Annotated in this window: 21 protein-coding genes and 1 pseudogene; 14 read left to right on the top strand and 8 right to left on the bottom strand. The window is 48.3% G+C overall.

Annotated features, from left to right (window positions below):
- Positions 1–16 precede the first annotated feature (16 nt).
- Positions 17–778 (top strand): annotated as a pseudogene (locus LL912_RS11550) (integrase core domain-containing protein); the annotation flags it as partial.
- Between the two features lie 682 nt (positions 779–1,460).
- Here the strand turns inward: LL912_RS11550 and LL912_RS11545 are convergent.
- The 3 genes from LL912_RS11545 to LL912_RS11535 form a co-directional block, all read right to left on the bottom strand.
- Entirely contained in the window at positions 1,461–3,635 is a 2,175-nt protein-coding gene (locus tag LL912_RS11545; protein WP_235553726.1) for a S9 family peptidase, read from the bottom strand.
- Positions 3,636–4,049: 414 nt separating this feature from the next.
- Positions 4,050–5,486: an RtcB family protein gene (locus LL912_RS11540; RefSeq protein WP_235553725.1), complete on the bottom strand. Its 1,437-nt coding sequence runs from the start codon at positions 5,484–5,486 to the stop codon at positions 4,050–4,052.
- 219 nt (positions 5,487–5,705) lie between these two features.
- A complete protein-coding gene (locus tag LL912_RS11535) occupies positions 5,706–6,608 on the bottom strand; it encodes a hypothetical protein (RefSeq protein ID WP_235553724.1) in 903 nt (300 codons plus the stop codon).
- Between the two features lie 331 nt (positions 6,609–6,939).
- Here LL912_RS11535 and LL912_RS11530 point away from each other — a divergent pair, with 331 nt between their 5' ends.
- Positions 6,940–7,773 carry an alpha/beta fold hydrolase gene (locus LL912_RS11530; RefSeq protein ID WP_235553723.1) on the top strand — a complete coding sequence of 278 codons (834 nt, stop codon included), beginning with the start codon at positions 6,940–6,942 and terminating at the stop codon, positions 7,771–7,773.
- Positions 7,774–7,776: 3 nt separating this feature from the next.
- On the opposite strand, the gene LL912_RS11525 is transcribed toward LL912_RS11530, so the two are convergent.
- Positions 7,777–8,751, bottom strand: a complete 975-nt coding sequence (locus tag LL912_RS11525) for a GlxA family transcriptional regulator (RefSeq protein ID WP_235553722.1) — start codon at positions 8,749–8,751, stop codon at positions 7,777–7,779.
- Positions 8,752–8,891: 140 nt separating this feature from the next.
- Between LL912_RS11525 and LL912_RS11520 the strand changes: the two genes are divergently transcribed.
- From LL912_RS11520 to LL912_RS11480, 9 genes are all read left to right on the top strand, one after another.
- Positions 8,892–9,446 carry a dihydrofolate reductase family protein gene (locus LL912_RS11520; RefSeq protein ID WP_235553721.1) on the top strand — a complete coding sequence of 185 codons (555 nt, stop codon included), beginning with the start codon at positions 8,892–8,894 and terminating at the stop codon, positions 9,444–9,446.
- A 20-nt stretch (positions 9,447–9,466) separates the two neighbouring features.
- Positions 9,467–9,685: a hypothetical protein gene (locus LL912_RS11515; RefSeq protein ID WP_235553720.1), complete on the top strand. Its 219-nt coding sequence runs from the start codon at positions 9,467–9,469 to the stop codon at positions 9,683–9,685.
- A gap of 38 nt (positions 9,686–9,723) precedes the next feature.
- Complete coding sequence (locus LL912_RS11510; RefSeq protein WP_235553719.1) at positions 9,724–10,251, top strand: DinB family protein; 528 nt, start codon at positions 9,724–9,726, stop codon at positions 10,249–10,251.
- A 129-nt stretch (positions 10,252–10,380) separates the two neighbouring features.
- Positions 10,381–10,566, top strand: a complete 186-nt coding sequence (locus LL912_RS11505) for a helix-hairpin-helix domain-containing protein (protein WP_235553718.1) — start codon at positions 10,381–10,383, stop codon at positions 10,564–10,566.
- Positions 10,563–10,967: an iron chaperone gene (locus LL912_RS11500; protein ID WP_235553717.1), complete on the top strand. Its 405-nt coding sequence runs from the start codon at positions 10,563–10,565 to the stop codon at positions 10,965–10,967. The genes LL912_RS11505 and LL912_RS11500 overlap by 4 nt, the downstream gene beginning before the upstream one ends.
- A gap of 24 nt (positions 10,968–10,991) precedes the next feature.
- Positions 10,992–11,858, top strand: a complete 867-nt coding sequence (locus tag LL912_RS11495) for a VOC family protein (RefSeq protein ID WP_235553716.1) — start codon at positions 10,992–10,994, stop codon at positions 11,856–11,858.
- Between the two features lie 40 nt (positions 11,859–11,898).
- Positions 11,899–12,336, top strand: a complete 438-nt coding sequence (locus tag LL912_RS11490; RefSeq protein WP_235553715.1) for an SRPBCC family protein — start codon at positions 11,899–11,901, stop codon at positions 12,334–12,336.
- Between the two features lie 81 nt (positions 12,337–12,417).
- A complete protein-coding gene (locus tag LL912_RS11485) occupies positions 12,418–12,852 on the top strand; it encodes a VOC family protein (RefSeq protein WP_235553714.1) in 435 nt (144 codons plus the stop codon).
- An 81-nt stretch (positions 12,853–12,933) separates the two neighbouring features.
- Positions 12,934–13,455: a DinB family protein gene (locus tag LL912_RS11480; protein WP_235553713.1), complete on the top strand. Its 522-nt coding sequence runs from the start codon at positions 12,934–12,936 to the stop codon at positions 13,453–13,455.
- Positions 13,456–13,853: 398 nt separating this feature from the next.
- On the opposite strand, the gene LL912_RS11475 is transcribed toward LL912_RS11480, so the two are convergent.
- From LL912_RS11475 to LL912_RS11465, 3 genes are all read right to left on the bottom strand, one after another.
- Positions 13,854–14,699 (bottom strand): ThuA domain-containing protein, encoded by an 846-nt coding sequence (locus LL912_RS11475; RefSeq protein WP_235553712.1) that lies wholly within the window; start codon positions 14,697–14,699, stop codon positions 13,854–13,856.
- A gap of 129 nt (positions 14,700–14,828) precedes the next feature.
- Complete coding sequence (locus LL912_RS11470) at positions 14,829–15,242, bottom strand: OsmC family protein (protein ID WP_235553711.1); 414 nt, start codon at positions 15,240–15,242, stop codon at positions 14,829–14,831.
- Between the two features lie 127 nt (positions 15,243–15,369).
- Positions 15,370–16,395 carry a hypothetical protein gene (locus tag LL912_RS11465; protein ID WP_235553710.1) on the bottom strand — a complete coding sequence of 342 codons (1,026 nt, stop codon included), beginning with the start codon at positions 16,393–16,395 and terminating at the stop codon, positions 15,370–15,372.
- 546 nt (positions 16,396–16,941) lie between these two features.
- On the opposite strand from LL912_RS11465, the gene lipA reads away from it, so the two are divergent.
- The 3 genes from lipA to LL912_RS11450 all read left to right on the top strand — a co-directional run bounded on the left by lipA (position 16,942) and on the right by LL912_RS11450 (position 20,015).
- Entirely contained in the window at positions 16,942–17,853 is a 912-nt protein-coding gene (gene lipA / locus LL912_RS11460) for a lipoyl synthase (protein WP_235553709.1), read from the top strand.
- Positions 17,854–18,752: 899 nt separating this feature from the next.
- Positions 18,753–19,325 (top strand): YceI family protein, encoded by a 573-nt coding sequence (locus tag LL912_RS11455; RefSeq protein WP_235553708.1) that lies wholly within the window; start codon positions 18,753–18,755, stop codon positions 19,323–19,325.
- Between the two features lie 57 nt (positions 19,326–19,382).
- Positions 19,383–20,015: an NAD(P)H-dependent oxidoreductase gene (locus LL912_RS11450; RefSeq protein WP_235553707.1), complete on the top strand. Its 633-nt coding sequence runs from the start codon at positions 19,383–19,385 to the stop codon at positions 20,013–20,015.
- A gap of 71 nt (positions 20,016–20,086) precedes the next feature.
- Here the strand turns inward: LL912_RS11450 and LL912_RS11445 are convergent, their stop codons facing one another.
- The gene (locus LL912_RS11445; protein ID WP_235553706.1) at positions 20,087–20,389 is read right to left on the bottom strand and encodes a hypothetical protein; all 303 of its coding nucleotides are present in this window, start codon (positions 20,387–20,389) and stop codon (positions 20,087–20,089) included.
- Positions 20,390–20,609 lie beyond the last annotated feature (220 nt).

The raw sequence follows: 20,609 nt of genomic DNA, 5'->3' as shown, positions 1-20,609 counted from the left end.
AAAAGGGGGTACTTACAAAGGGATTTTTATTTCAGCAGCAGGTGTTCGGTGTGTGTGGCAACGTCATGATTTAGAAACGTTTGAAAAACGCTTGAAGGCATTAGAAGCCCGGATGGCTCAGGAAGGTCTGGTGTTAACAGAAGCCCAGATGATGGCCATGGAACGTAAGCGGGAAAAGCAGGAAGCTCATGGCGAAATAGAGACAGAGCACCCGGGTTATCTTGGCTCCCAGGACACCTACTATGTTGGAACCATCAAAGGTGTTGGGCGTATTTACCAGCAGACTTTTATCGACACTTACAGCCGGGTCGCCTTTGCAAAGTTGTATACCAGTAAACATGCCATCACATCTGCTGATATCCTTAATGACCGGGTAATCCCATTTTTTGAACAGCAGGAAATCCCGCTGCTGCGTGTACTTACGGACCGGGGCACAGAGTTTAATGGCCGGCTTGAACACCATGAATATGAGCTCTATTTAGAAATCGAGGGTATTGAGCACAGTAAAACCAAAGTCCGTCATCCGCAAAGTAATGGTATTTGCGAGCGCTTTCACCGGACGATTCAGGACGAATTTTACGCGGTCACATTCCGAAAGAAAATTTATCAGGATCTGGAATCGCTTCAGGCAGATCTGGATCATTGGATTGCTTATTACAACGAAGAGCGTCCGCACAGCGGCAGATATTGTTTTGGCAAAACGCCGATGCAAACTTTTGCTGATTCCCTTAACTTAGCAAAACAAAAAATGCTCAATGAAATCGGATCGGCAGCTTAAATTTTTAATCCTAACCCTTTTGAAAATTTAAAAAATCATTCCTTACTGTCGGATCAAATCGTGACTTTTACAAATAAAGACATCGCTACATTGCGAAAGGCATTGCCGAATCTTGGTCCCCATTACTTTGCCGCCACCACAGCCGCCAGTAAGATACAATCGATAAAAATCTCTGCTTTTATGTATTTTTTTGTCGGCTCCTAATCGTAATTATCCTGATTTCTTTCTTTTCCTCCTCTGAGGCGTAAAAGTTTAATAATGTTCTACGTAAAAAAGAGGAGGCTTTGCTTAGTGAATTTTTATAGTTTGGGGCGGGCTCTTTCAAAGAAAACCCATTTTCATTTTTGTAGCGGATCTATTGGTGCTTTACAGATAATGCATATGCGTTACGAACAGCCAAACGGTTCGTCATTGCGAGTGGAGTGTAACGGAATCGAGCAATCTCTTTTTTATTTAACAGATTTCTCCACTCGCTCCACTGCCCGCCCGGCTAAACGCCATTGGTCGGACGTTACGCTCGGTCGGAATGACGGTTTCAATCCAAGCAGTGTTTCAGGGCCTGCCAGCTGGTATTAAATGTAAAAGCAGTAGCCCGTTCCTGTTCCGCTGGCTTCTTTTGCAAAAGCAGGATCATTACTTCCCCATTTTACATTTAACATTCGATATTTTATATTCTATACTTCTACCTGCCCCCCGGCGGACAATACATTTTTAAATAATTGGTATAAAGCGTTGACAGATGTTCGTGAGTGCCCTCGCCTTCTGAAATGGAATGCGTGCGGTTGGGATAGCTCATCAGTTGAAACTGTTTGCCCTGGCGGATAAGCTCGTTGATCAGCATTTCTGCGTTCTGGTAATGCACATTGTCGTCGCCGGTGCCATGAATATAGAGCAGGTTGCCCCTGAGGTTTTTGGCGTAGGTGATGGGGGAGCCCTTTACAAAATCTTCATTGCTGGTAACGGGCACCCCCATATACCGTTCCTGGTAAATATTATCATACAGGAGCTGGTTGGTAACGGCTGCAATGGCAATACCGGTTTTATAGATCTCCGGGTACTGGAACATCAGGTTGAGGGTGGAAGAGCCGCCGCCACTCCAGCCCCATACGGCTACACGACTGGTGTCGATAAAATTCCATTTCAAAATTTCTTTAGCCCCCATGGCCTGGTCGCGGATATTGATGCGGCCAATATTCCGGTAAATGGCCTTACGCCACTGGCTGCCCTTTGGTGCGGGTGCGCCCCGGTTTTCCAGTGAAATATATACATAGCCATCATTGGCCATACTGCCTTTATAAAGGAAGTTTCTTCCGGCGTTGAAATTGTCCAGCACGGTTTGGGATGCGGGCTCCCCGTATACATAAAATACAACCGGGTATTTTTTGGTGGGATCAAAGGGAACGGGTTTTACCATCCACCCATCCAGCTCCACACCATCCGCTGTTTTGATCTTAAAGAATTCAGCCCTGGGATCGCCGGCATTCACCGCCATGGTCCGCTTGGCAGGCACCAGCTCCCGGTGATCCGGAAGGCTTACCACCGCTCCGTTAGCCAGTTCGGTGGCGCTGCTATGGTTTAGGATCGCAATCTTTCCATTGGGTGAAAGGGTGTATTTATTAGTGCCGCCCAGGTTATTGGGCGTTACCCTGCTGGCTTTTCCGTTACCGATATGGACTTTATACAGGTAGTTTTGCGTGGCATTATCCGGAGACGCTGCAAAATAGATGGTCTGTGTAGGGGCATCATACAGGTAAAACTGGATCACGTCATAATCGCCCTTTGTAATAAGGGTTTCTTTACCGGTAAGATCCAGCTTGTAGATCTGCCGCCAGCCGTTCTTTTCAGAAAGCCAGAGAAATTCACCGTTGTCGTTGATCCAGTCCCATCCACCGGGGTCATTATCATTCCACCGGCTTTTGATATCGATCCAGGCGGCATCGGTTTCCTGGTAGATCTGTTTCGACTGCGCGGTAGCGGCATCCACCAGGAAAATCCGGCTATCATTCTGCTGGCGGTTCAACTGCTGCACAACGATCGACTGCCCCTTAGGAGTCCATTCCATCCGGGGAATATAATGCTGTACCGGATCGCCTTCGATGCCTGCATGCCGTGTTTTACCGGTAGCCACATCATAAAACCAGATCGTACAGGAACTGGGATCCTGGCCCACTTTCGGATATTCTACCGGTATGGTAAACGGGTAAAGCGAATCGGTGTTATTGATCATGAGGAAATTCCGGATGCTTCTTGCATCCAGCTTCCAGTAGGCGATGCGGGAGCCATCCGGCGACCAGCGGAACCCGTCCTGGCAGCCAAATTCTTCTTCATAAGCCCAATCGAAGGTGCCGTTGATCAGCCGGTCGGTTCCATCGGTGGTAACCGGCGTTTGTTGATGGTCTGCCAGGTTTTCTATATAGATATTGTGTTTCGACACATAGGCCACTTTTTTACCGTCTGGTGAAAATTTGGCAAACATCAGCGAGGATTCGGGAAGTCCTTTTCCCAACTGCGTCAGTTTTTTGGTGCTGCGGTCAAATACCCAGTAATCGCCCCGGGTATTTTCGCGCCATACGCGCCGGGTATTGGCAAACAGGAGGATCCGGTTGCCGTCAGGAGCAATGGTAAAGCTCTGTACGGTGAGCGCCCTGGTTGCTCCTTCGGGAGTAAGCTCCTGCTCCGTCATGAACACTTTGTTGTTGCCGGGCGCAACCGGATCAATGGCTGCAATACCTTTCTCGGAAAAGCTGTAAAAGCTGTTGCCATCCGGGGTCCATTGAAGTTTTTGTGCAATGGCGCTGCCGGTATAGCAAATAAAAATAACGAGGACCAGGAAGGTTCTTCTTACCGAAAAAATCATGTGTTACTATTTGGGGCCTAAATTAACGGGCTTTTTCTATACAGCCATAAAAAATCGATAAAGGAGTTGCGGATAGCATTGCGTTTTGTTTTTTTACCGCCAGGGACGCAAGGAACGCTAAACGCCATCACAATGGTTTTAATAGCGCGCCTTGCGTATTCGTTGCGCCCATTGCGTTTTATTTTTACCGCCAGGAACGCAAGGGGACTCGCAAGGGACGCTAAACCATTATAGAAATCCTTGCGGCTCCTTTGTGCCCCAGTTGATCTTTAACCGCAACGTTCGCGAGGCATCCGCGAGGAACGCAACGGGTACGAATATCTTAGCGACTCTTGCGTAACCTTTGCGCTCATAGCGGTTAATATGAACTGCAAGGGTGCACAAATAACCGCAAGGTTCGTGGTTCATCTATCCTCATTCCTTCTCCTTCCATTTCCGGATCTTATCGCCGGCCATCTTTACAATTTTAGGCGTGAATTTGCCAACCACGTCTACCAATGCCCGCTGGCTTTTCATTACGACCTCGATGTCTTTATACGCGAAAGGCGCTTCATCCAAACCGGCACTGATCAGCGTTACGCCATGCTTAGCGAGCTCTTTTTTCAGCTCCGCATCCGTAATACTTTGAAGAGCCTTGCTACGGCTCATTTTGCGGCCGGCACCATGCGAGGCCGAGTTTACAGCCGCCGCCTCGCCACGGCCTTTTACAATAAATCCCGCAGCGGTCATGCTGCCCGGAATGATGCCGAGCACGTCTTTCCTTGCCGGTGTGGCCCCTTTCCGGTGTACGATCACTTCTTCACCATCCAGCAGTTCCTTCCAGGCAAAGTTGTGATGGTTTTCCACCATTTTTACCGGTTTGCGTCCCAGCTGTTTGGCAATTTTTGCATGGATGATGTGATGGCAGGCCGATGCATAATCCCCCGCCAGGTTCATCGCCAGCCAGTATTCCTGTCCTTCCTGTTCGTTCAGATCCAGCCAGGCCAGGTTCTTGGCATCCTGCGGCAGCCTTCTTTTGCTGATGGCGATCTTTGTATAATGATCGGCAATGGCTGCTCCCAGCGCACGGGAACCGGAATGGGATAAAAGGCCAAGATACAAGCCGGGTGCGACGCCCAACACATCGTCCTGCTCCCGGATTTCAACAATGCCAAATTCCACGAAATGATTACCGCTTCCGCTGCTTCCCAGTTGCTTCCAGGCACGGCCATGCAGCGGCTTTAAAAAAGGCAGTTGCTGAAACGCCTCGTGGTCCATTATGGCATGGTCTTCTGCCCTTGTAAACTGGGCGCCGCTGCCAAACAAGGTAGCCTCGTTCAGCTCCCGCACAAAATAATGCGCGCGGTTGGTGAGTTCTTTTGGATCGATATCGAAGATGCTCAGGCACATCCTGCAGCCGATATCCACGCCCACACCATAGGGGATCACCGCATTCCGGGTGGCCAGTACGCCGCCAATCGGTAACCCATAGCCATAGTGTGCATCGGGCATCAGCGCGCCGGCAACCGAAACCGGCAATTTCGCGGCCGTATACATCTGGGCCAGCGCGCCTTCTTCAATATGCTCCCGCCCGAAGATGTTAAAAGAAATCCCCGACTGGTTCAACGACACCGCCACACCGTCGTCTTCTTTGGGCGGCGGTGGCAGCAACTGTGCCGCAACAGGGGCCAGCACCGCATCGGATACAAAATCCGCAGGGGTCTGCAATACGTTTTTTAAAATAGTAAAAACGGCTTCTTTTAATGCGTATTTATAATGCTTTTGCACAAGGTTCATCGCTATACTGATCACCGGACCTTCCGGGTATCCCAGTTGTCTTAATTCTTTTCCGGTTATTTTTAATTTACTCATGAAAGTGTTTTTAAATAACAAAGGGTTTGCTTTATGATTAAAATGCAAATTTCAATCATGTCAGTGCAATCTATTTGCACAGCAAAAAATATTTTTAAATGAAAGAGTGCGATGTACAAAACGCTCCCCCGGAGGGAGAATCGCAGACAAGATGATATGTAATTATTGAGCACGCATAACGGCCATTAATACAGCCGGGCGAAAAAAGTAACCCAACGTTTATCCTTTAAAGAAATCGGTGTGTTGCAGTGTATTGGGTTTGAGATAAATAAATTGCCGTTCTGCGTCGATGATGAGGTTGAACCGTTTTAGAAGATCACCTCCCATAAAGCTCATTTGCTGGGTGCCCAGTTTTCCTTCAAAGAAACCAACCGGTACATGGTTAAAGCGGAATTGACCGATGATTAATTGCGGAGCAACGGCTTTCTGCACTTTTACAATATTGCCAAAAGCGTCCTTTAATGCTTTTGTATCCGTTACTTTCAGTAGTTCATTTAAATGATTTTTTATTACAAAAGCATCGTCCAGTAACAGGTCGCCGGAATAACCGGTATGCAGCAGGTATTGGTTGAGGTAGGTTTTGCCGCCAATACGAAGGCTTGCTTCAACAAACAGCATTCCGTATTTATGAATCAATTTAAATTTTTTATAGCCTTCTGTTGGAAAGCGATCATCAATGGCGATTTGTTTTTTATCGAAGTCGATAAGCACGGCCTTTTTATCAAAAAGGTGCGGCCCAAACTTACCATCGGTTCCCTTTCCGGAGTACTGATCCTCCCATATCGGAAGGTGCCCCCAGGTATGATCGCCGATCTGAAGCTGGTTGTTGCTGCTAAACCGGGATGCATTTCCCGTGCCGCCCCAGCTTGAAACGCTATCGGTGGTTTCAAAGCGAACGGAAGTGATTTTTCGTGTCGTCTCCGCTGTTAATGTTACCGCATCTGCTGCAAAATGAAACATCAGGTGCAGGCTGTCGGTGCCGTTTAGCCGGACGGGAACAGACAAATTATTCTGGGCGGTTAATTCAAAGAGAAAACGGAGGGGTTTCTCCTGTGCTGCAGCTGCAAGCCGGGTTAGTAACGCAGTTGCAAATAGTAGGGTTTTGATCAGATGTATCTTCATGATTTCGGACGTAAAGATATAAAGAAAACTGGTCTTATTTGTAATGGGTGGTCCCGTCAAGGGGTATTCCAAATGGTCGCACTCCCACAAACTGCAATGTCATCCTGTCCGCCGCGGCGGATCAGGGGCTATTGAACAATAATATGCATAGGTCTTAAATAAATTGCTAATGACAGATTATACGATGCGTTGATACCCCGTCGCTATTCTTTCTTTTCTTCTTCCACTTTTGCTTGACCAAAAGTGGAGCAAAAGTCAAGGTTTTGCGGTATAAATCGGCAATTAGCGCTTAACTTTAGAGAAGATAAAAACACGGGGGAATAAGTACAATATGAAACAGGGAATCGGGGCATTCCTGTTATGGTTGGTGGCCGCATTGATGCCTGGCTGCGCACAGCTGAGGGTAGCCACTTACAACTATAATGATGCCGTTGGAAAATACTATACCATCAGGGGATTTCGTATGTATACAGAAGTATACGGCCAGGGCCAGCCCTTGCTGATGATTCATGGGAATGGGGGCGATATGAGCGCTTTTGCCAATAACCTTCCGTATTTCTCAAAAAAATACAAAGTGATCCTGGCCGATAGCCGGGCGCACGGACGTTCGGTGGATCCTTCCGATTCGCTTAGTTTTGAAATGATGGCTGATGACTATAGTGCTCTGTTGTCGGCGATGCATATTTCTTCGGCCTATGTGCTGGGCTGGAGCGATGGGGGTATCATTGCACTGGAACTGGCCATGCGCCATCCGGAAAAAGTAATCAAGCTGGCCAGTACGGGCGCTAATCTCAGTGCCGATTCGATAGGGCTGCGGCCGGATGTGTGGCGCGATGGTGTGCGGGATTATAATGCCTGGCAAAAACGGATGCCACTTACCGGTGATAAAGAAAAAAACGATTATAAAGTGTTTATGCTGGATTATGAGCAGCCCAATATAGCGTTCAGTGAACTGCGGAAGATTCAGTGTCCTTCGCTGATCATCGGGGGCGATAACGACCTGATCCCCGTGGCACATACCCGGCAGATTGCGGCCAATATCAGGAGGGGGGAATTGTGGATCGTACCCAATTCCGGGCATGCCACCCTGGTAGATCACAGCCGGGCTTTTAACAGAAGAGTGGAGGCCTTTTTCCGGAAGCCTTACCGGCACCGGCGCCATTAAGGGTTACACCAGTATTTTTTCGTATTTGAGTTTATAGTCTACCGGCGTCATACCCGTGATGCGTTTAAATACATCACGGAACGCTTTTACATCATTATAACCCACATGGTACATGGCCTCCTGTATGGTTTTGCGGCCCTGCTCCAGCATTTTTTTTGCGGCTTCGATCTTTACCCGCTGGATGTACTCCACCACGGTATTGGTGGTTGCTTTCTTAAAGCGCCGTTCAAAGGTGCGGCGGCCCATCGCAAAACGTTCACAAAGCAGGTCCACGGGGAGGCGTTCTTCAAAATTCTGTTCAATGTATTCCTGGGCCTCCCGGATGGCATCGTCACCATGATCGCGCATGCCGGAAAAAATAATAAAGGGCGACTGGCTGCTGCGCTGGATATCGATCTGGAAATATTTAGAGCAATAAATAGCCACTTCCCGGCCCGCATATTTTTCAATAAGATAAAGCACCAGGTTGGAGGCAGAAAAGGCGCCGCTGCTGGTGTATACGCCGTTTTCATCGGTGAGGATCTTGTCGGCGACCAGGTTTACTTGCGGAAAGAGCCGGGCAAAATCGTTGCTGGCCTTCCAATGGGTAACACAGCTTTTATGATTCAGCAGCCCGGTGCCGGCCAGTAAAAAGGCGCCCATGCAAAGACTGGCAATTTCAGCACCTGCCTCGTACTGCTCTATCAGCCAGGGGATAATGCTCTGGTTCTCCTGCACGTACCGCCCGATCGGCTCCTGTAATGCCGGTACAAGAATGAGATCGGCGTGGTGAATTTCGTTGACCAGGAGCTGGGCCTGTACTTCGTAAAGCCCGTTATTTAATTGAACCTTTGGTTCCGCTGCAGCCAACTGTACCTGGAACAATGGCTGGCGGCCGTTGGCAACAAGGTACTGATTGGCTTCTTCAAAACCCTGCCTTGGATTTTCAATGCTGGAAAGGTTAGCGCCCTTGAGCAGGAGGATGACTACTTTTTTCATTTCATATTTTTTTAGCTCAGCAAAGATAAATGAGAAGAATGTCGTAATCAACCCCAGGTATTGTCGTATTTGCGTATCTGAAAATGGGTATGACTGTTGTAGGTTTGTATGTAAAAGGAAGACACTCAAAACAGATCTTTATGAGCAGGATTTTTGTTTTTAACTGGATTTCTGTCGACGGTATCTTTTCAGGTCCAAACGGGGAAACGGATTGGTTTACCGTTGATCCGGAGCTGGAAAAGGCAAACCTGTCGGGCCTGGACCGTGCAGATACCATTTTATTCGGACGCACAACGTTTAAAATGATGGAGGCCTTCTGGCCTACGCCCGGTGCTGCCGCGCAGTATCCGGAGATTGCGGCATATATGAATGAAACGGCAAAGCATACGTTTTCAACGACGGTTGACAACAGCAACTGGCCGCATAGCTTTTTTCATAAAGCGCTTAACCGGGACACGGTGAACGGAATAAAAGAAACAGCAAAAAAGGATATTGTGATTCTTGGCAGCGGATCGGTAAGTATGGCGCTGCAGGAACTGCAGTTGATTGATGAATATATCCTGCTGCTGGATCCGCAGCTGCTGGGTAAAGGGATGCCTTTTTTTAAGAATGCCGGTCCCACTGCTTTGCAATTGCTGGATACAAGAACATTTCCATCGGGCATTGTCCGGCTGCATTATAAAGTAGTTCCATAAACCGTGTTAAAACTCAGGGGATGAAACGGATCGAGATTTTTAGAACCAATGTTTTCGATAAGGCTACGGCAAGGATGCTGGTGAGGAACCTCAAGCGCGTCTTTCCCCGGTCGAAAATTAATTTTGACCTGGAAGATTGCGACCGGATCCTGCGGATAGAATCCCGTCAGCCGATTGATATCCGGCGGGTTCATTTTTCATTGAAATTAGAGGGGTATCGCGCGGATATTTTAAATTAAGAACGGCACCTCCCGAATCATTCATTAAATTATTTTTTATGCAAACAGTAACAAACGATACCACAGCATTGCTCCGCGATTTTACAGCGGCAGCGGATCATTTTACAAACCTCCTGGAATCTTTTTCTCCGGAAGTGTTGAACCGGGTTCCGTTTGAAGGCAGCTGGTCGCCGGCACAGGTGGGCGATCATGTATTGAAATTTTTAAATGGTACAAAAAGTGCACTATCCGTTCCGAAAACAACACCCGGGCGTGCCCCGGATGCGCATGAGCCGTTGCTGCGGGAGATATTTTTAAATTTTGAACGGAAAGCAAAAGCTCCGGCAGTAGTGTTGCCTTCAAATGAACCGATCGACAGAGCGCCATTGTTACATGCATTAAAAGAGATCCGTGAATCGCTCGGCGCCCGGATCCGCGAAGAAGACCTGCTGATGCTTTGCGCGGGTGTACCGTTCCCTACCATCGGTGACCTCACCGGCCTGGAGTGGGTATTGTTCGCCGATTATCATTTGCGGAGGCATACGCGTCAGTTACAGCAAATGCAGCCGTATTTTAACCAGCAATAATCAGGCGTTATGTCAAAAGGCACATTAAGGATCTGCGACAAAGGGCACCGTTATTATAAAAGCAGTAATTGCCCGGTGTGTCCTGTATGCGAGCAGGAAAAAAAGCCATAAAGTGGTTTTCTTTCCCGGTTGGGGGCTCCGGCGCGGCGGGCACTGGAACATGCGGGGATCGGCACTGTGGCAGCACTGGCACAACACACCGAAAAAGAAGTCCTGGCGTTACATGGCATCGGACCTACGTCCATGCCGGTTTTAAAAGCCGCACTGGAAGCATCCGGACTAACATTCAGGAATGGAACAAATAAAATGGTATGATTAATACTAAATTTACAACAGTAGATGCTTATATAAATGCGTTTTCCGGCATTCGGAAAAAGCGACTGGAAGAAATGCGCAGGATGGTAAGGCAGGCGGCTCCCAAAGATGCCGTGGAGGTGATCAGTTACAATATGCCGGCCATCAGAACAACAACGGTACTGGTATACTATGCGGCATACGAAAAGCATATCGGTTTCTATCCCACCGGGTCGCCGATAACGGCCTTTGCGGACCGGTTAAAGGATTACAAGACATCAAAAGGTACCGTGCAGTTTCCCCTGGATATAGCGTTGCCCGGGCATTTGATTAAAGAAATGGTTGCCTACCGGGTAAGATCAGAAGAAGAAAAAGCGAAAACAAAAAAGGCGCCGGCAAAGAAAACGGCATTAAAAAAATAACTCCTTACTAAAACGATAAACGTCATGACTCATTTAATTTACCCCTGTATCTGGTTCAATGCAAACGGAAAAGAGGCGGCCACATTTTATAGCAATATTTTCCCCGATACAACGATCAGCGCAGACTCGGGCATGGTAGTAACCATCGATTGCAGCGGCCAGAAACTGATGCTGCTGAACGGAGGCCCCGTATTTACACCCAACCCGTCTGTGTCTTTCCTCATTGCGAATGAAGATGAAACAGAGACGGAACGGTTATACAATGAACTGGTAAAAGGCGGCTTTGCCCTGATGCCGTTGAACGCATATCCCTTTAGTAAAAAGTACGGCTGGGTGCAGGATAAATACGGTGTGTCCTGGCAACTATATACCGGGGAAAAGGGTGCCACTACTCAGTATTTTACGCCCACGCTGATGTTCATCAACCAACAGAACGGATGCGCGAAAGAAGCGATTGGTTTTTATACGGAGCTGTTTCCCGGTTCAGCAACGGAGGGCATTATGGAATACCCGGAGGGGGGAGGCGATACCGCTGGTCATGTACAACATGCCCAGTTTCATATCAGTGGTTATACCCTTGGGGCGATGGACAGTTCGCTGGCGCATCCTTTTAATTTTAACGAGGGCATTTCCCTGGTGGTGGAATGCGACACCCAGGAAGAAATTGACCGCTATTGGAATGCATTGATTGCAGATGGCGGCGCAGAAAGCCAATGTGGCTGGTTAAAAGATAAATTTGGTTTGAGCTGGCAGATCATTCCTGCCCGGTTGGGCAAACTGATGGCCGCCGGAAACCAGGAGGCCTCCGGACGGATGATGCAGGCTTTAATGAAAATGAAGAAGCTGGATATTGCCGCACTGGAAGCTGCTTACAATGGCACCAACGGGTGATCCGTTAAACCCCGGTTCATAATATTTTAATCAAAAAAATATGGAAACCTATTCGTATAAACAACAAATCCATGCGCCTGCACAAAAAGTGTGGGACATACTCTGGAATAACGATACCTACCGGCAATGGACGGCCGCTTTTGCGCCCGGTTCTACTATGGAATCTGACTGGAAAGAAGGAGGGCGTACTCGTTTCCTGGATGGAAAAGGAAACGGAATGGTGAGTACCATCCGCCGCATCCAGGCGCCGGAGGAACTGGTGTTTGAACATCTTGGTTCCATAGAAAACGGCGTGGAAGATACCACCAGTGAAGCGGTAAAAGAATGGGCCGGCTTCCTGGAGCGGTACTACCTGAGGGAAGAAGGCGGCGGTACCACGCTCGAGGTATTGGTGGACGTCGATCCGAAGTACAAGGAAATGATGGACAATGGATTTACCAAAGGGCTGGAAACAGTAAAAGCACTGGCCGAACAGTAGCCGACACCAATTTCCAAATGCTCAAATCTCAAATCTGAATTCTCGATTCTCAAATCTAAAATCTCAATAAAACAAAATACAATGGCAAAATTAAATCCTTACTTAAATTTTGATGGCCAGGCCGAAGCCGCATTCCTTTTCTACAAATCTGTTTTTGGAGGCGAGTTCGTGGGAGGCATTATGCGCATGAGCGATGCCCCGGGTACTGAAAACCTGCCGGAAGATGAGAAAAGGCGGGTGATGCACGTAGCGCTTCCTGTTGGCGGCGATCTGCTGATGGCCTCAGACATCGTTCCTTCCATGGGGCACAAGCTAACGGTAGGCAATAACAATTATATTTCCATTTTCCCCGAAAGCCGGGAAGAAGCCGATCGTTTGTTTGGTGCCTTATCCCAGGGAGGAAAGATTGAAATGCCGATGGCAGACCAGTTCTGGGGCGATTATTTCGGAAGCTTGCAGGATCAGTTTGGTGTATACTGGATGATCAACTATTCTTCCCGCCAGGCCAATCAATAAAAACAGAGTGATCAGCTGAATGCTAAATGCTGAAAGCTGAAAGCCACCCGACCTGGTCCTTTAATTTTAAAAAAAGAAAAAATGGAAACTACCGTTAGCCGGTTACAGCTGATTATTCCAGCTTACCGGATGCATACACAACAGTTTAATAACGCCATTGCGGGAATCAATGAAGCCGATGCATTGAAGCGGGTTGAAGACCGTACCAATCATATCGTATGGATGGCTGGTAATTTGGTCAATTGCCGGTATTGGCTGGCCAATATCCTTGGGATTGCCGATAAGGATCCGAATGAAGCGCTTTTTAAGGATGCGAAAGCGTTGGATGCAACGGCCACCTACCCAACCCTTGCCGCGCTAAAAGAAGAATGGCATAAAATATCGCCCCTGCTTTTTCAGAAATTGCAAACCGTAACCGACGCGGAGTTAAACGAAGCATATCCTTTTGGGATGGGCGTTGGGTTTGTTGAAGAAAATAAATTGAATATGGTAGGGATGTGTATCGGGCGTGAAGACTACCTGTTTGGTCAGATCGGCCTGATGCGCCGCATACTGGATTACCCCGGGATGAAATACGATGTGGACGAAAGCATCCCGTATTAATTTCTGTGTTGGTTTCCTGCAGATGGGATCAGGAACGTATCTGCGGAAATCAGCGGAGAATATCTGCGCAATCAGCGGGAAAGATGCCCGCGGATGACGCGGATAAAAGCGCCGCAATGGTGATCTGAACCAGGGCAAAGATTCGCGGAAATCAGCGGAGAATATCTGTGCGATCAGCGGGAAAACAGCCTGTAGATGACGCGGATGAAACATCGCAATGCTGGATCTGAAATAGAGCAAATATTTGCACGATCAGCGGGAAAACAGCCCGCAGATGACACGGATAAAAACGCCGCAATGGTGATCTGAACCAGGGCAAAGATTCGCGGAAATCAGCGGAGAATATCTGCGTAAATCCGCGGGAAAAATACCCGGAGATGAAATGTTGCGGGAAAAAATTAGTTCTTTGGCGGGTTTCTTACACCATTACCCAGCCAAAGCAGCGTATTCAGCACCAGCTGGTTTTGTACAGGATTGACAAACGTAAAGGATAGTTCCCGGTTGGTATGGTGCTCATAATCGATATCATTATGGCCCATGTTGAAATACACCATACGGTATTTGTTATTACTCCATACCACCGGGTAATACCCGCTGTGCCATATCTCCTGGAGTTTGGGCCCCGTACCCAGCGGGAAGCTGCTGGAATCGATGGACAGGAGGATATCAATATCCGGGTTTTTCCGCAGGTCGTATTGCCAGCGGTACCATTCATTCGGTGCCGAGCGGAATACCGAAGGCATCCCTTTCAACACGGGATTTTTTTTAAATTCTGTTTTTAAAACGGCAGCAGTCGGGCGCCAGGTATTGCTTACATAGTTGCCCGAGCCCAGGAACTGGTTGTGGTACCAGGGCCAGTTATCGGGAACAGCCGATCCCGGCAGGGCAAATGCTGCAAAATGAAAACCCATCCAGCCACCTCCCCGCCGCATGTAGGCTTCAAATGCTTTTCGTTGCTCCGGCTGTTCCGGCCGGGTATCCAGGAAGAGTACAACCTGATACCGGGCAAGAAACGTATCATTGAGGTTATTCCAGTTGTTGGTGGAATCATACCGGAAATGATATTTCAAGGCCATTGCCGGGAACCACTTGTTGGCCTCGTGCACAAAACTGATATGTGCCGGGTCATTCCGGGCCGTAAAAAAGGCAATGACCTTAAATGCCGGCTGATCTTGTTGCGCCGGACATTTATGAATCACCAGGATCGCAAAAAGAAAGAGAAAAAGTCTTTGAATCGTTTTCATTTACCTGGTCAATCGCTGGAAAATAAAAGCAGCAGGATGCAGACTATAAGCGGATCTAAAAAGCTGATGGATCCTTAGGCCCCGGTTCCGCATCTCAAATCTCAAGTCTCAAATCTGGAATCTCCTTCCTCAGGCCCAGGCGCCCCAGTCGATATTTATTTCAATATCCGGATGCAGGCTTTTAGCCACGGGGCAGGTATAACCAGTGCGTTTCAGGATATCGATGGTTTTGGCATCGATCACGGCCAGGTTCCCGGGAATATGTACTTTCAGATCGATACCGCTTACCCGCCGGGGGTCGGCCGCCATCTTTTTCAGTACTTCAATTTTTACATCATCCAGGTCAAAATCCATGGTACGGGCCTTGATGCCCATCACGGTGATCATACAGGCCGCCAGGCTGGTAGCCAGCAGGTCTGTGGGGGAAAACCGTTCGCCTTTCCCGTTGTTATCGGTAGGCGCATCTGTTTCAAAATGCGATCCGCTTTTTAAGTGGGTGCAGGTAGTGCGCAGGTCTCCATTGTATAGAACTTCTGAAGTCATTGTTTATTTATTTAATGCGTAAAGATAGTTTTTTTGAGATCGCCGGAGGCGATAAAATGGGCAGGTGCGACTACAAGTTGCACCCAGCGACGAATAATTTATGGAAAGGGCTCGTTGTGCCGCAGTATTACTGGTTGAGATCCGTATCTTTTTTGTCAGGATGCTTGAATACGATCAGGTAGTAGCGTTTTTGCATGTCTACATAAATATTGCGCGTTTTCTGCCATTTCGCAAATCCTTCAAAATTAAACGTCATGTTTTCCGGCACAATCATCACCATATTATATTGTTTCATTAAGAACTCCGGGAGATAGCCAGCCCTTGCTACCTGATTGATAGTACTAATGAACATTGCAATATTATTGTCGGCACTGAAATCTTCATTTTCACATGCTTCCAATTCCTTTAAAGCTGCAAGGTGCATGGCCAGGTATAAATCAGGAAAACCGGAGGCCCGTTCATTTTCAGGAATATGGGTGTTGACCCATTCCAGCTTTTTGAGTCCGCTTTTAAGAATATACTGAGCTCGCTCCCTGTCTTTACCCAATCCCGGCGCTACAAGAAATTCTGACTTTGCGGGCAGTGGTTTTAGTGCCGTCAGTGAAGTAGGGTCATAACAGTCCAGGATCCGTTGCTCCAAAGCTGCTATACTGCTGTCATTCAAACCTGTTGATCCAAGCCGTATTTTTAAGAACCAGGCACCGCATTCATATAAAATGACCTGATTGTTTTTATATTCGCCTTTTGCACCGTAGCGTGCTTTGAATCCGTTACAAATATATTGAGGACCCTTTCTCCGGATCGGGCCCTGGTCGAAACCAATGGTTCGTGTGGTATTCGTTGAAATTGTTTGGAGGGCTTTTAAATATTCATTTCTTAGCCGCCCTTCGGCTCCGTCTCCAGCCGGATATATTTGAATGGCTATGGATATGCTGGATGGAGTTTCATACATTACTTCAATATTGTCGTCTTGTTTTGTGAGCGAATAAATGCTTTTTCTTGGTACCGTTTCAATTTGTTCCGGAAAGGTCATTCCTGTAGCAATATGTAAATAAGCGCCTTTTGATTGAAGCGGCTTGGGGTGTTTTCGTTGTTGCCCATGGAGATGAACCGGAATAAGCAGCAGGATTAAAAAAACAGCATAGTGCCTCATTTTTGCGTGTTATGGTTTTTAATATTGAAACAACAGTTTGTTTATTTGCAGGGAAAACCGTTGAGTGTCAACGAACAAGGGTAACATATGGGTCTGCTGTAAACGGCACATCGCGGGAAATGTCTTATTATTTTGTTCCGTTACCTGTTAGCGCTGGTACTTGTCTGGTTGTTTGCATACGATCATGCTTTTTACAAATTTAGCCAATCGTGTTCAGATTTGGCGTAGAGCCGGACTTTCTGCCGGCGGGTTTGCGCGCACAGTTTCTAAATGCTGAAACACCCGTACAGCTCCTGGTCCGGATGCGTTTGACATGGCGGATGCTACTTTTTAGTGCGTTCAGGGGCGTTTTCCTGATCGGGTATCTGCTGGTGAACAAATCGTTGCTACCTGTTGTTAGTAGATGGGCTGCCCGATGTGCAGGGTTTAGCCCCGGGTGAGGCCGGGGCCGCAGCCCGGAGCAGCGGGAACTGCGGCTGGGACCTGTTCTGAAGCCCACAGCCCCAAATGAAAAATAGTGAGCATAAATTATAGTATTTTCGCGTCATGATCGAATTACCGGTAACAACGAAGATAAAGAAGCCTGACTGGCTGCGGGTGAAACTGCCCATTGGCGAAAGCTATAAGCATGTGCGCGGCCTGGTGGACCAGCATAAATTACATACCATCTGCGAAAGCGGCAACTGTCCGAATATGGGCGAGTGCTGGGGAGAGGGAACCGCCACCTTTATGATCCTGGGAAATATCTGTACCCGCAGCTGCGGATTTTGCGCCGTGGCCACTGGTCGCCCGGAGGCGGTGGATTATGATGAACCCCAGCGTGTGGCGGAAGCTATTTACCTGATGAAGGTAAAACATGCGGTGATCACATCGGTAGACCGGGATGAACTGAAGGACGGAGGCGCCTCCATCTGGTTCAATACCATCCGCGCGGTAAAAGCGCTGAACCCGGGAACAACCCTGGAAACCCTGATTCCCGATTTTAAAGGAAAAAAAGAAGATATCCAGACCGTGATGGAAGCGGCCCCGGAAGTGATTTCGCACAATATTGAAACCGTGGAGCGGCTGACCAAGCAGGTGCGCATCCAGGCTAAGTACTGGCGCAGCATGGAAGTGATCCGTGCCCTGAAAGAAGGCGGTGCGCGTACGAAGAGCGGCATCATGCTGGGGCTGGGTGAAACCCGGGAAGAAGTGCTGCAAACCCTGCGGAACCTGAAAGATAACGGCTGCGATGTGGTGACCATTGGGCAGTACCTGCAGCCTACACCCAAACACCTGCCGGTGCAACGTTTTGTGCATCCTGATGAATTTGCCTTTTATAAAGATGCCGGTTATGAAATGGGATTGGATTATGTAGAAAGCGGCCCCCTGGTGCGCTCTTCCTATCACAGCGACCGGCATGTACATCCCGGGCTGGGCCGGATCCAGTGGGAGGAAAGCAAGCGAATGGTGGGATAGCCGTTTTATAAATTATTTAGATCCAGGGCCGCCCGCATTGATCCGGGCGGCCTTTTGTTATATGGCAGTGTAAAGATCTGCGGCAATCCGCAGGGAGGATAGCCCGCAGATTCGCGCTGATGAAATGTGGAGGGCTTCTGTGGGAAACGACTGACAACTCTATGGCGATCCGCAGGGAGGATAGCCCGCAGATTTAAGCTGATGAAATGTGGAGGGCTTCTGTGGGAAACGACTGACAACTCTATGGCGATCCGCAGGGAGGATAACCCGCAGATTTACGCTGATGAAATGTGGAGGGCTTCTGTGGGAAACGGCTGAAAGATCTGCGGCGATCGGCGGGAAAAATAGCCCGCAGATTCGCGCTGATGAAATGCGGAGGGCTTCTGTGGGAAACGGCTGAAAGATCTGCGGCGATCGGCGGGGAAAATAGCCCGCAGATTTACGCTGATGAAATGCGGAGGGCTTCTGTGGGAAACGACTGACAACTCTATGGCGATCCGCAGGGAAGATAACCCGCAGATTTACGCTGATGAAATGTGGAGGGCTTCTGTGGGAAACGGCTGAAAGATCTGCGGCGATCGGCGGGAAAAATAGCCCGCAGATTCGCGCTGATGAAATGTGGAGGGCTTCTGTGGGAAACGACTGACAACTCTGCGGCGATCCGCGGGAAAAATAGACCGCAGATTCACGCTGATAAACGAAACAGATGCTGGTATTTAATATTTAGATCCTGGATACTCGATTCTGAATTCCCAACTCTCAATTCTCAGCCGTCCGTTTGTTACAGAAATGAAAAATCCGGATAAACTTAATCTATGTTATTTTTTGAGGAACAACATTGCGGCAGCTTTGCACCGGCATTTGTAACGCTGTATATGTTCTTAAAAAATTATAAACAAATGAAAAAAGTTTTTTTATTCCTCGCGGTTTCAATCTTCAGTATTCAGCTATTTGCGCAAACCACCTGGTCGGCAGATCCCATGCATTCGTCCATCAACTTTACCATCAAGCATATGGGGATCAGTTTTGTTACCGGAAAGTTTGATCAGTTCCAGGGAACACTGGAAACTTCAAAAGCCGATTTCTCTGATGCAAAGATTCGTTTTACGGTAGCCACCGCCAGCATTAATACCGGTGTGGCTCCTCGCGATAAGCACCTGAAAACGGCGGATTTTTTTGAAGTGGAGAAGTTTCCCGAAATGAAATTTGTGAGTACCGGCTTTAAAAAGAAGTCCGGCAACAGGTACCTGCTAAAGGGCAATCTGACCATCAAGGATGTAACAAAGCCGGTTGTGCTGGAAGCTATTTATGGCGGGCGTACGAAAAACCAGATGGGAAAGGATGTGATCGGTTTTCAGACAACGATAAAGATCAACCGGTTTGACTATCATATACCGTTTGATCCAACAGGGCAGGCCGTTGCCAAAGATGTGGATGTGACCATTTTCCTGGAACTGCAGCCCCAAAAATAGCAGCGACACAGGGGACGATATCGATTTTTTTATCAGGTTCAAATAACAGCAGGTATTATGAAAATTATTGAGCAGCTCAACTGGCGCTATGCGGCCAAGGCCATGAACGGGAAGAAGATCCCGCAGGAACAAATGGACCGGATTTTGGAAGCCGCCCGGCTGGCGCCCTCTTCTAATGGGCTGCAACCCTTTGAAATTATTGTAATCAGCAGCCCGGAACTGAAAGAAAAGATCCTTCCGGCGGCGTTCAATCAGCCACAGATCACAGGCTGTTCGCATCTTTTGGTATTTGCCGCCTGGGACCAGTACACTCCTGAACGCATCAACGAATTTATTGCACATACAGCTGCAGAAAGAGGCGGTGATCCGGAACGGTTGGAACGGCAACGGCAATCGTTGCTGAGCAAATTCGCGGGCATGGATAAAGACCAGGGATATGCGCATGCGGCCCGGCAGGCCTATCTTTCATTAGGCGTAACGGTTGTTGCGGCGGCTGCAGAAGGTATTGATGGTACACCCATGGAAGGCTTTGATCCCGAACAGCTGGATGCGTTATTGGGGTTAAAACAAAAAGGATTGCGGAGCGCTGTGATCATGGCTTTAGGGTACCGGGACAAAGAAAAAGACTGGTTGGTCAACCTGAAGAAAGTCAGGAAGCATAAAGCGCAATTCATAACTGAGTTAAATTAAGTTGTAGGTGTTGGTTGTGGTAAAGCCTGGCCCGGTTGTTCTGGTGCCAGGCTTGCTTTATATTAGATCTCTTATTTGCCGGGATAGTCCAGCGCCGGGCTGGCTGCTATACCGGCCTTGCTCAGTGCTTTGGGACCGTGTTCAAACCGGTCCATAATGCGCAGGCCCGTACCGTAACAACACAACGACGGATACAGCCGTGGCAGGGCATAAGCCATCGTCGAGCGGTAGCCTGCCATAGCGCCGTTATGACCATACCCCAGGCCTTTAATATGCAAGCAGACAGGGCATACGGGTTGCCGGCATCCCCCCTGGCTGGAAGAAGCGGGTTTCGCGGCGGGCACACGGCACCGGAAGGGAATTGTTCCGGGCATGAAGCATTGGTTTCGCCTGGCACCGCAGATCAACGGAATAGCCGGTCTGCAAGATCAGCCAGGTAATTACATTTTTAGAACAGCTACCAGTGGCTTATTTATTGCGCTGGGTATAACCTCCAACAATTAGAAAAACAAGGATAATAAGAATAAGGGTAAGCATAACAGGTATATGTGAAGGGATTTTATCCGGAAGAGATCATGTTCAGGCTTTCTTCTT

The sequence above is a fragment of the Niabella agricola genome (assembly GCF_021538615.1).
Taxonomy (GTDB): domain Bacteria; phylum Bacteroidota; class Bacteroidia; order Chitinophagales; family Chitinophagaceae; genus Niabella; species Niabella agricola.
The sequence above is the reverse complement of the archived record's forward strand: the minus strand, read 5'-3'. Positions and strand labels throughout refer to the sequence as shown.

What these genes read in the sequence shown, in the direction of transcription:
- LL912_RS11475 (WP_235553712.1), bottom strand. Translation starts at nt 14,699, where the DNA reads ATGAAAACGATTCAAAGACTTTTTCTCTTTCTTTTTGCGATCCTGGTG.
- lipA (WP_235553709.1), top strand. Translation starts at nt 16,942, where the DNA reads ATGATCGAATTACCGGTAACAACGAAGATAAAGAAGCCTGACTGGCTG.
- LL912_RS11510 (WP_235553719.1), top strand. Translation starts at nt 9,724, where the DNA reads ATGCAAACAGTAACAAACGATACCACAGCATTGCTCCGCGATTTTACA.
- LL912_RS11480 (WP_235553713.1), top strand. Translation starts at nt 12,934, where the DNA reads ATGGAAACTACCGTTAGCCGGTTACAGCTGATTATTCCAGCTTACCGG.
- LL912_RS11545 (WP_235553726.1), bottom strand. Translation starts at nt 3,635, where the DNA reads ATGATTTTTTCGGTAAGAAGAACCTTCCTGGTCCTCGTTATTTTTATT.
- LL912_RS11530 (WP_235553723.1), top strand. Translation starts at nt 6,940, where the DNA reads ATGAAACAGGGAATCGGGGCATTCCTGTTATGGTTGGTGGCCGCATTG.
- LL912_RS11455 (WP_235553708.1), top strand. Translation starts at nt 18,753, where the DNA reads ATGAAAAAAGTTTTTTTATTCCTCGCGGTTTCAATCTTCAGTATTCAG.
- LL912_RS11500 (WP_235553717.1), top strand. Translation starts at nt 10,563, where the DNA reads ATGATTAATACTAAATTTACAACAGTAGATGCTTATATAAATGCGTTT.
- LL912_RS11495 (WP_235553716.1), top strand. Translation starts at nt 10,992, where the DNA reads ATGACTCATTTAATTTACCCCTGTATCTGGTTCAATGCAAACGGAAAA.
- LL912_RS11525 (WP_235553722.1), bottom strand. Translation starts at nt 8,751, where the DNA reads ATGAAAAAAGTAGTCATCCTCCTGCTCAAGGGCGCTAACCTTTCCAGC.
- LL912_RS11520 (WP_235553721.1), top strand. Translation starts at nt 8,892, where the DNA reads ATGAGCAGGATTTTTGTTTTTAACTGGATTTCTGTCGACGGTATCTTT.
- LL912_RS11540 (WP_235553725.1), bottom strand. Translation starts at nt 5,486, where the DNA reads ATGAGTAAATTAAAAATAACCGGAAAAGAATTAAGACAACTGGGATAC.
- LL912_RS11450 (WP_235553707.1), top strand. Translation starts at nt 19,383, where the DNA reads ATGAAAATTATTGAGCAGCTCAACTGGCGCTATGCGGCCAAGGCCATG.
- LL912_RS11515 (WP_235553720.1), top strand. Translation starts at nt 9,467, where the DNA reads ATGAAACGGATCGAGATTTTTAGAACCAATGTTTTCGATAAGGCTACG.
- LL912_RS11535 (WP_235553724.1), bottom strand. Translation starts at nt 6,608, where the DNA reads ATGAAGATACATCTGATCAAAACCCTACTATTTGCAACTGCGTTACTA.
- LL912_RS11465 (WP_235553710.1), bottom strand. Translation starts at nt 16,395, where the DNA reads ATGAGGCACTATGCTGTTTTTTTAATCCTGCTGCTTATTCCGGTTCAT.
- LL912_RS11445 (WP_235553706.1), bottom strand. Translation starts at nt 20,389, where the DNA reads ATGCCCGGAACAATTCCCTTCCGGTGCCGTGTGCCCGCCGCGAAACCC.
- LL912_RS11470 (WP_235553711.1), bottom strand. Translation starts at nt 15,242, where the DNA reads ATGACTTCAGAAGTTCTATACAATGGAGACCTGCGCACTACCTGCACC.
- LL912_RS11485 (WP_235553714.1), top strand. Translation starts at nt 12,418, where the DNA reads ATGGCAAAATTAAATCCTTACTTAAATTTTGATGGCCAGGCCGAAGCC.
- LL912_RS11490 (WP_235553715.1), top strand. Translation starts at nt 11,899, where the DNA reads ATGGAAACCTATTCGTATAAACAACAAATCCATGCGCCTGCACAAAAA.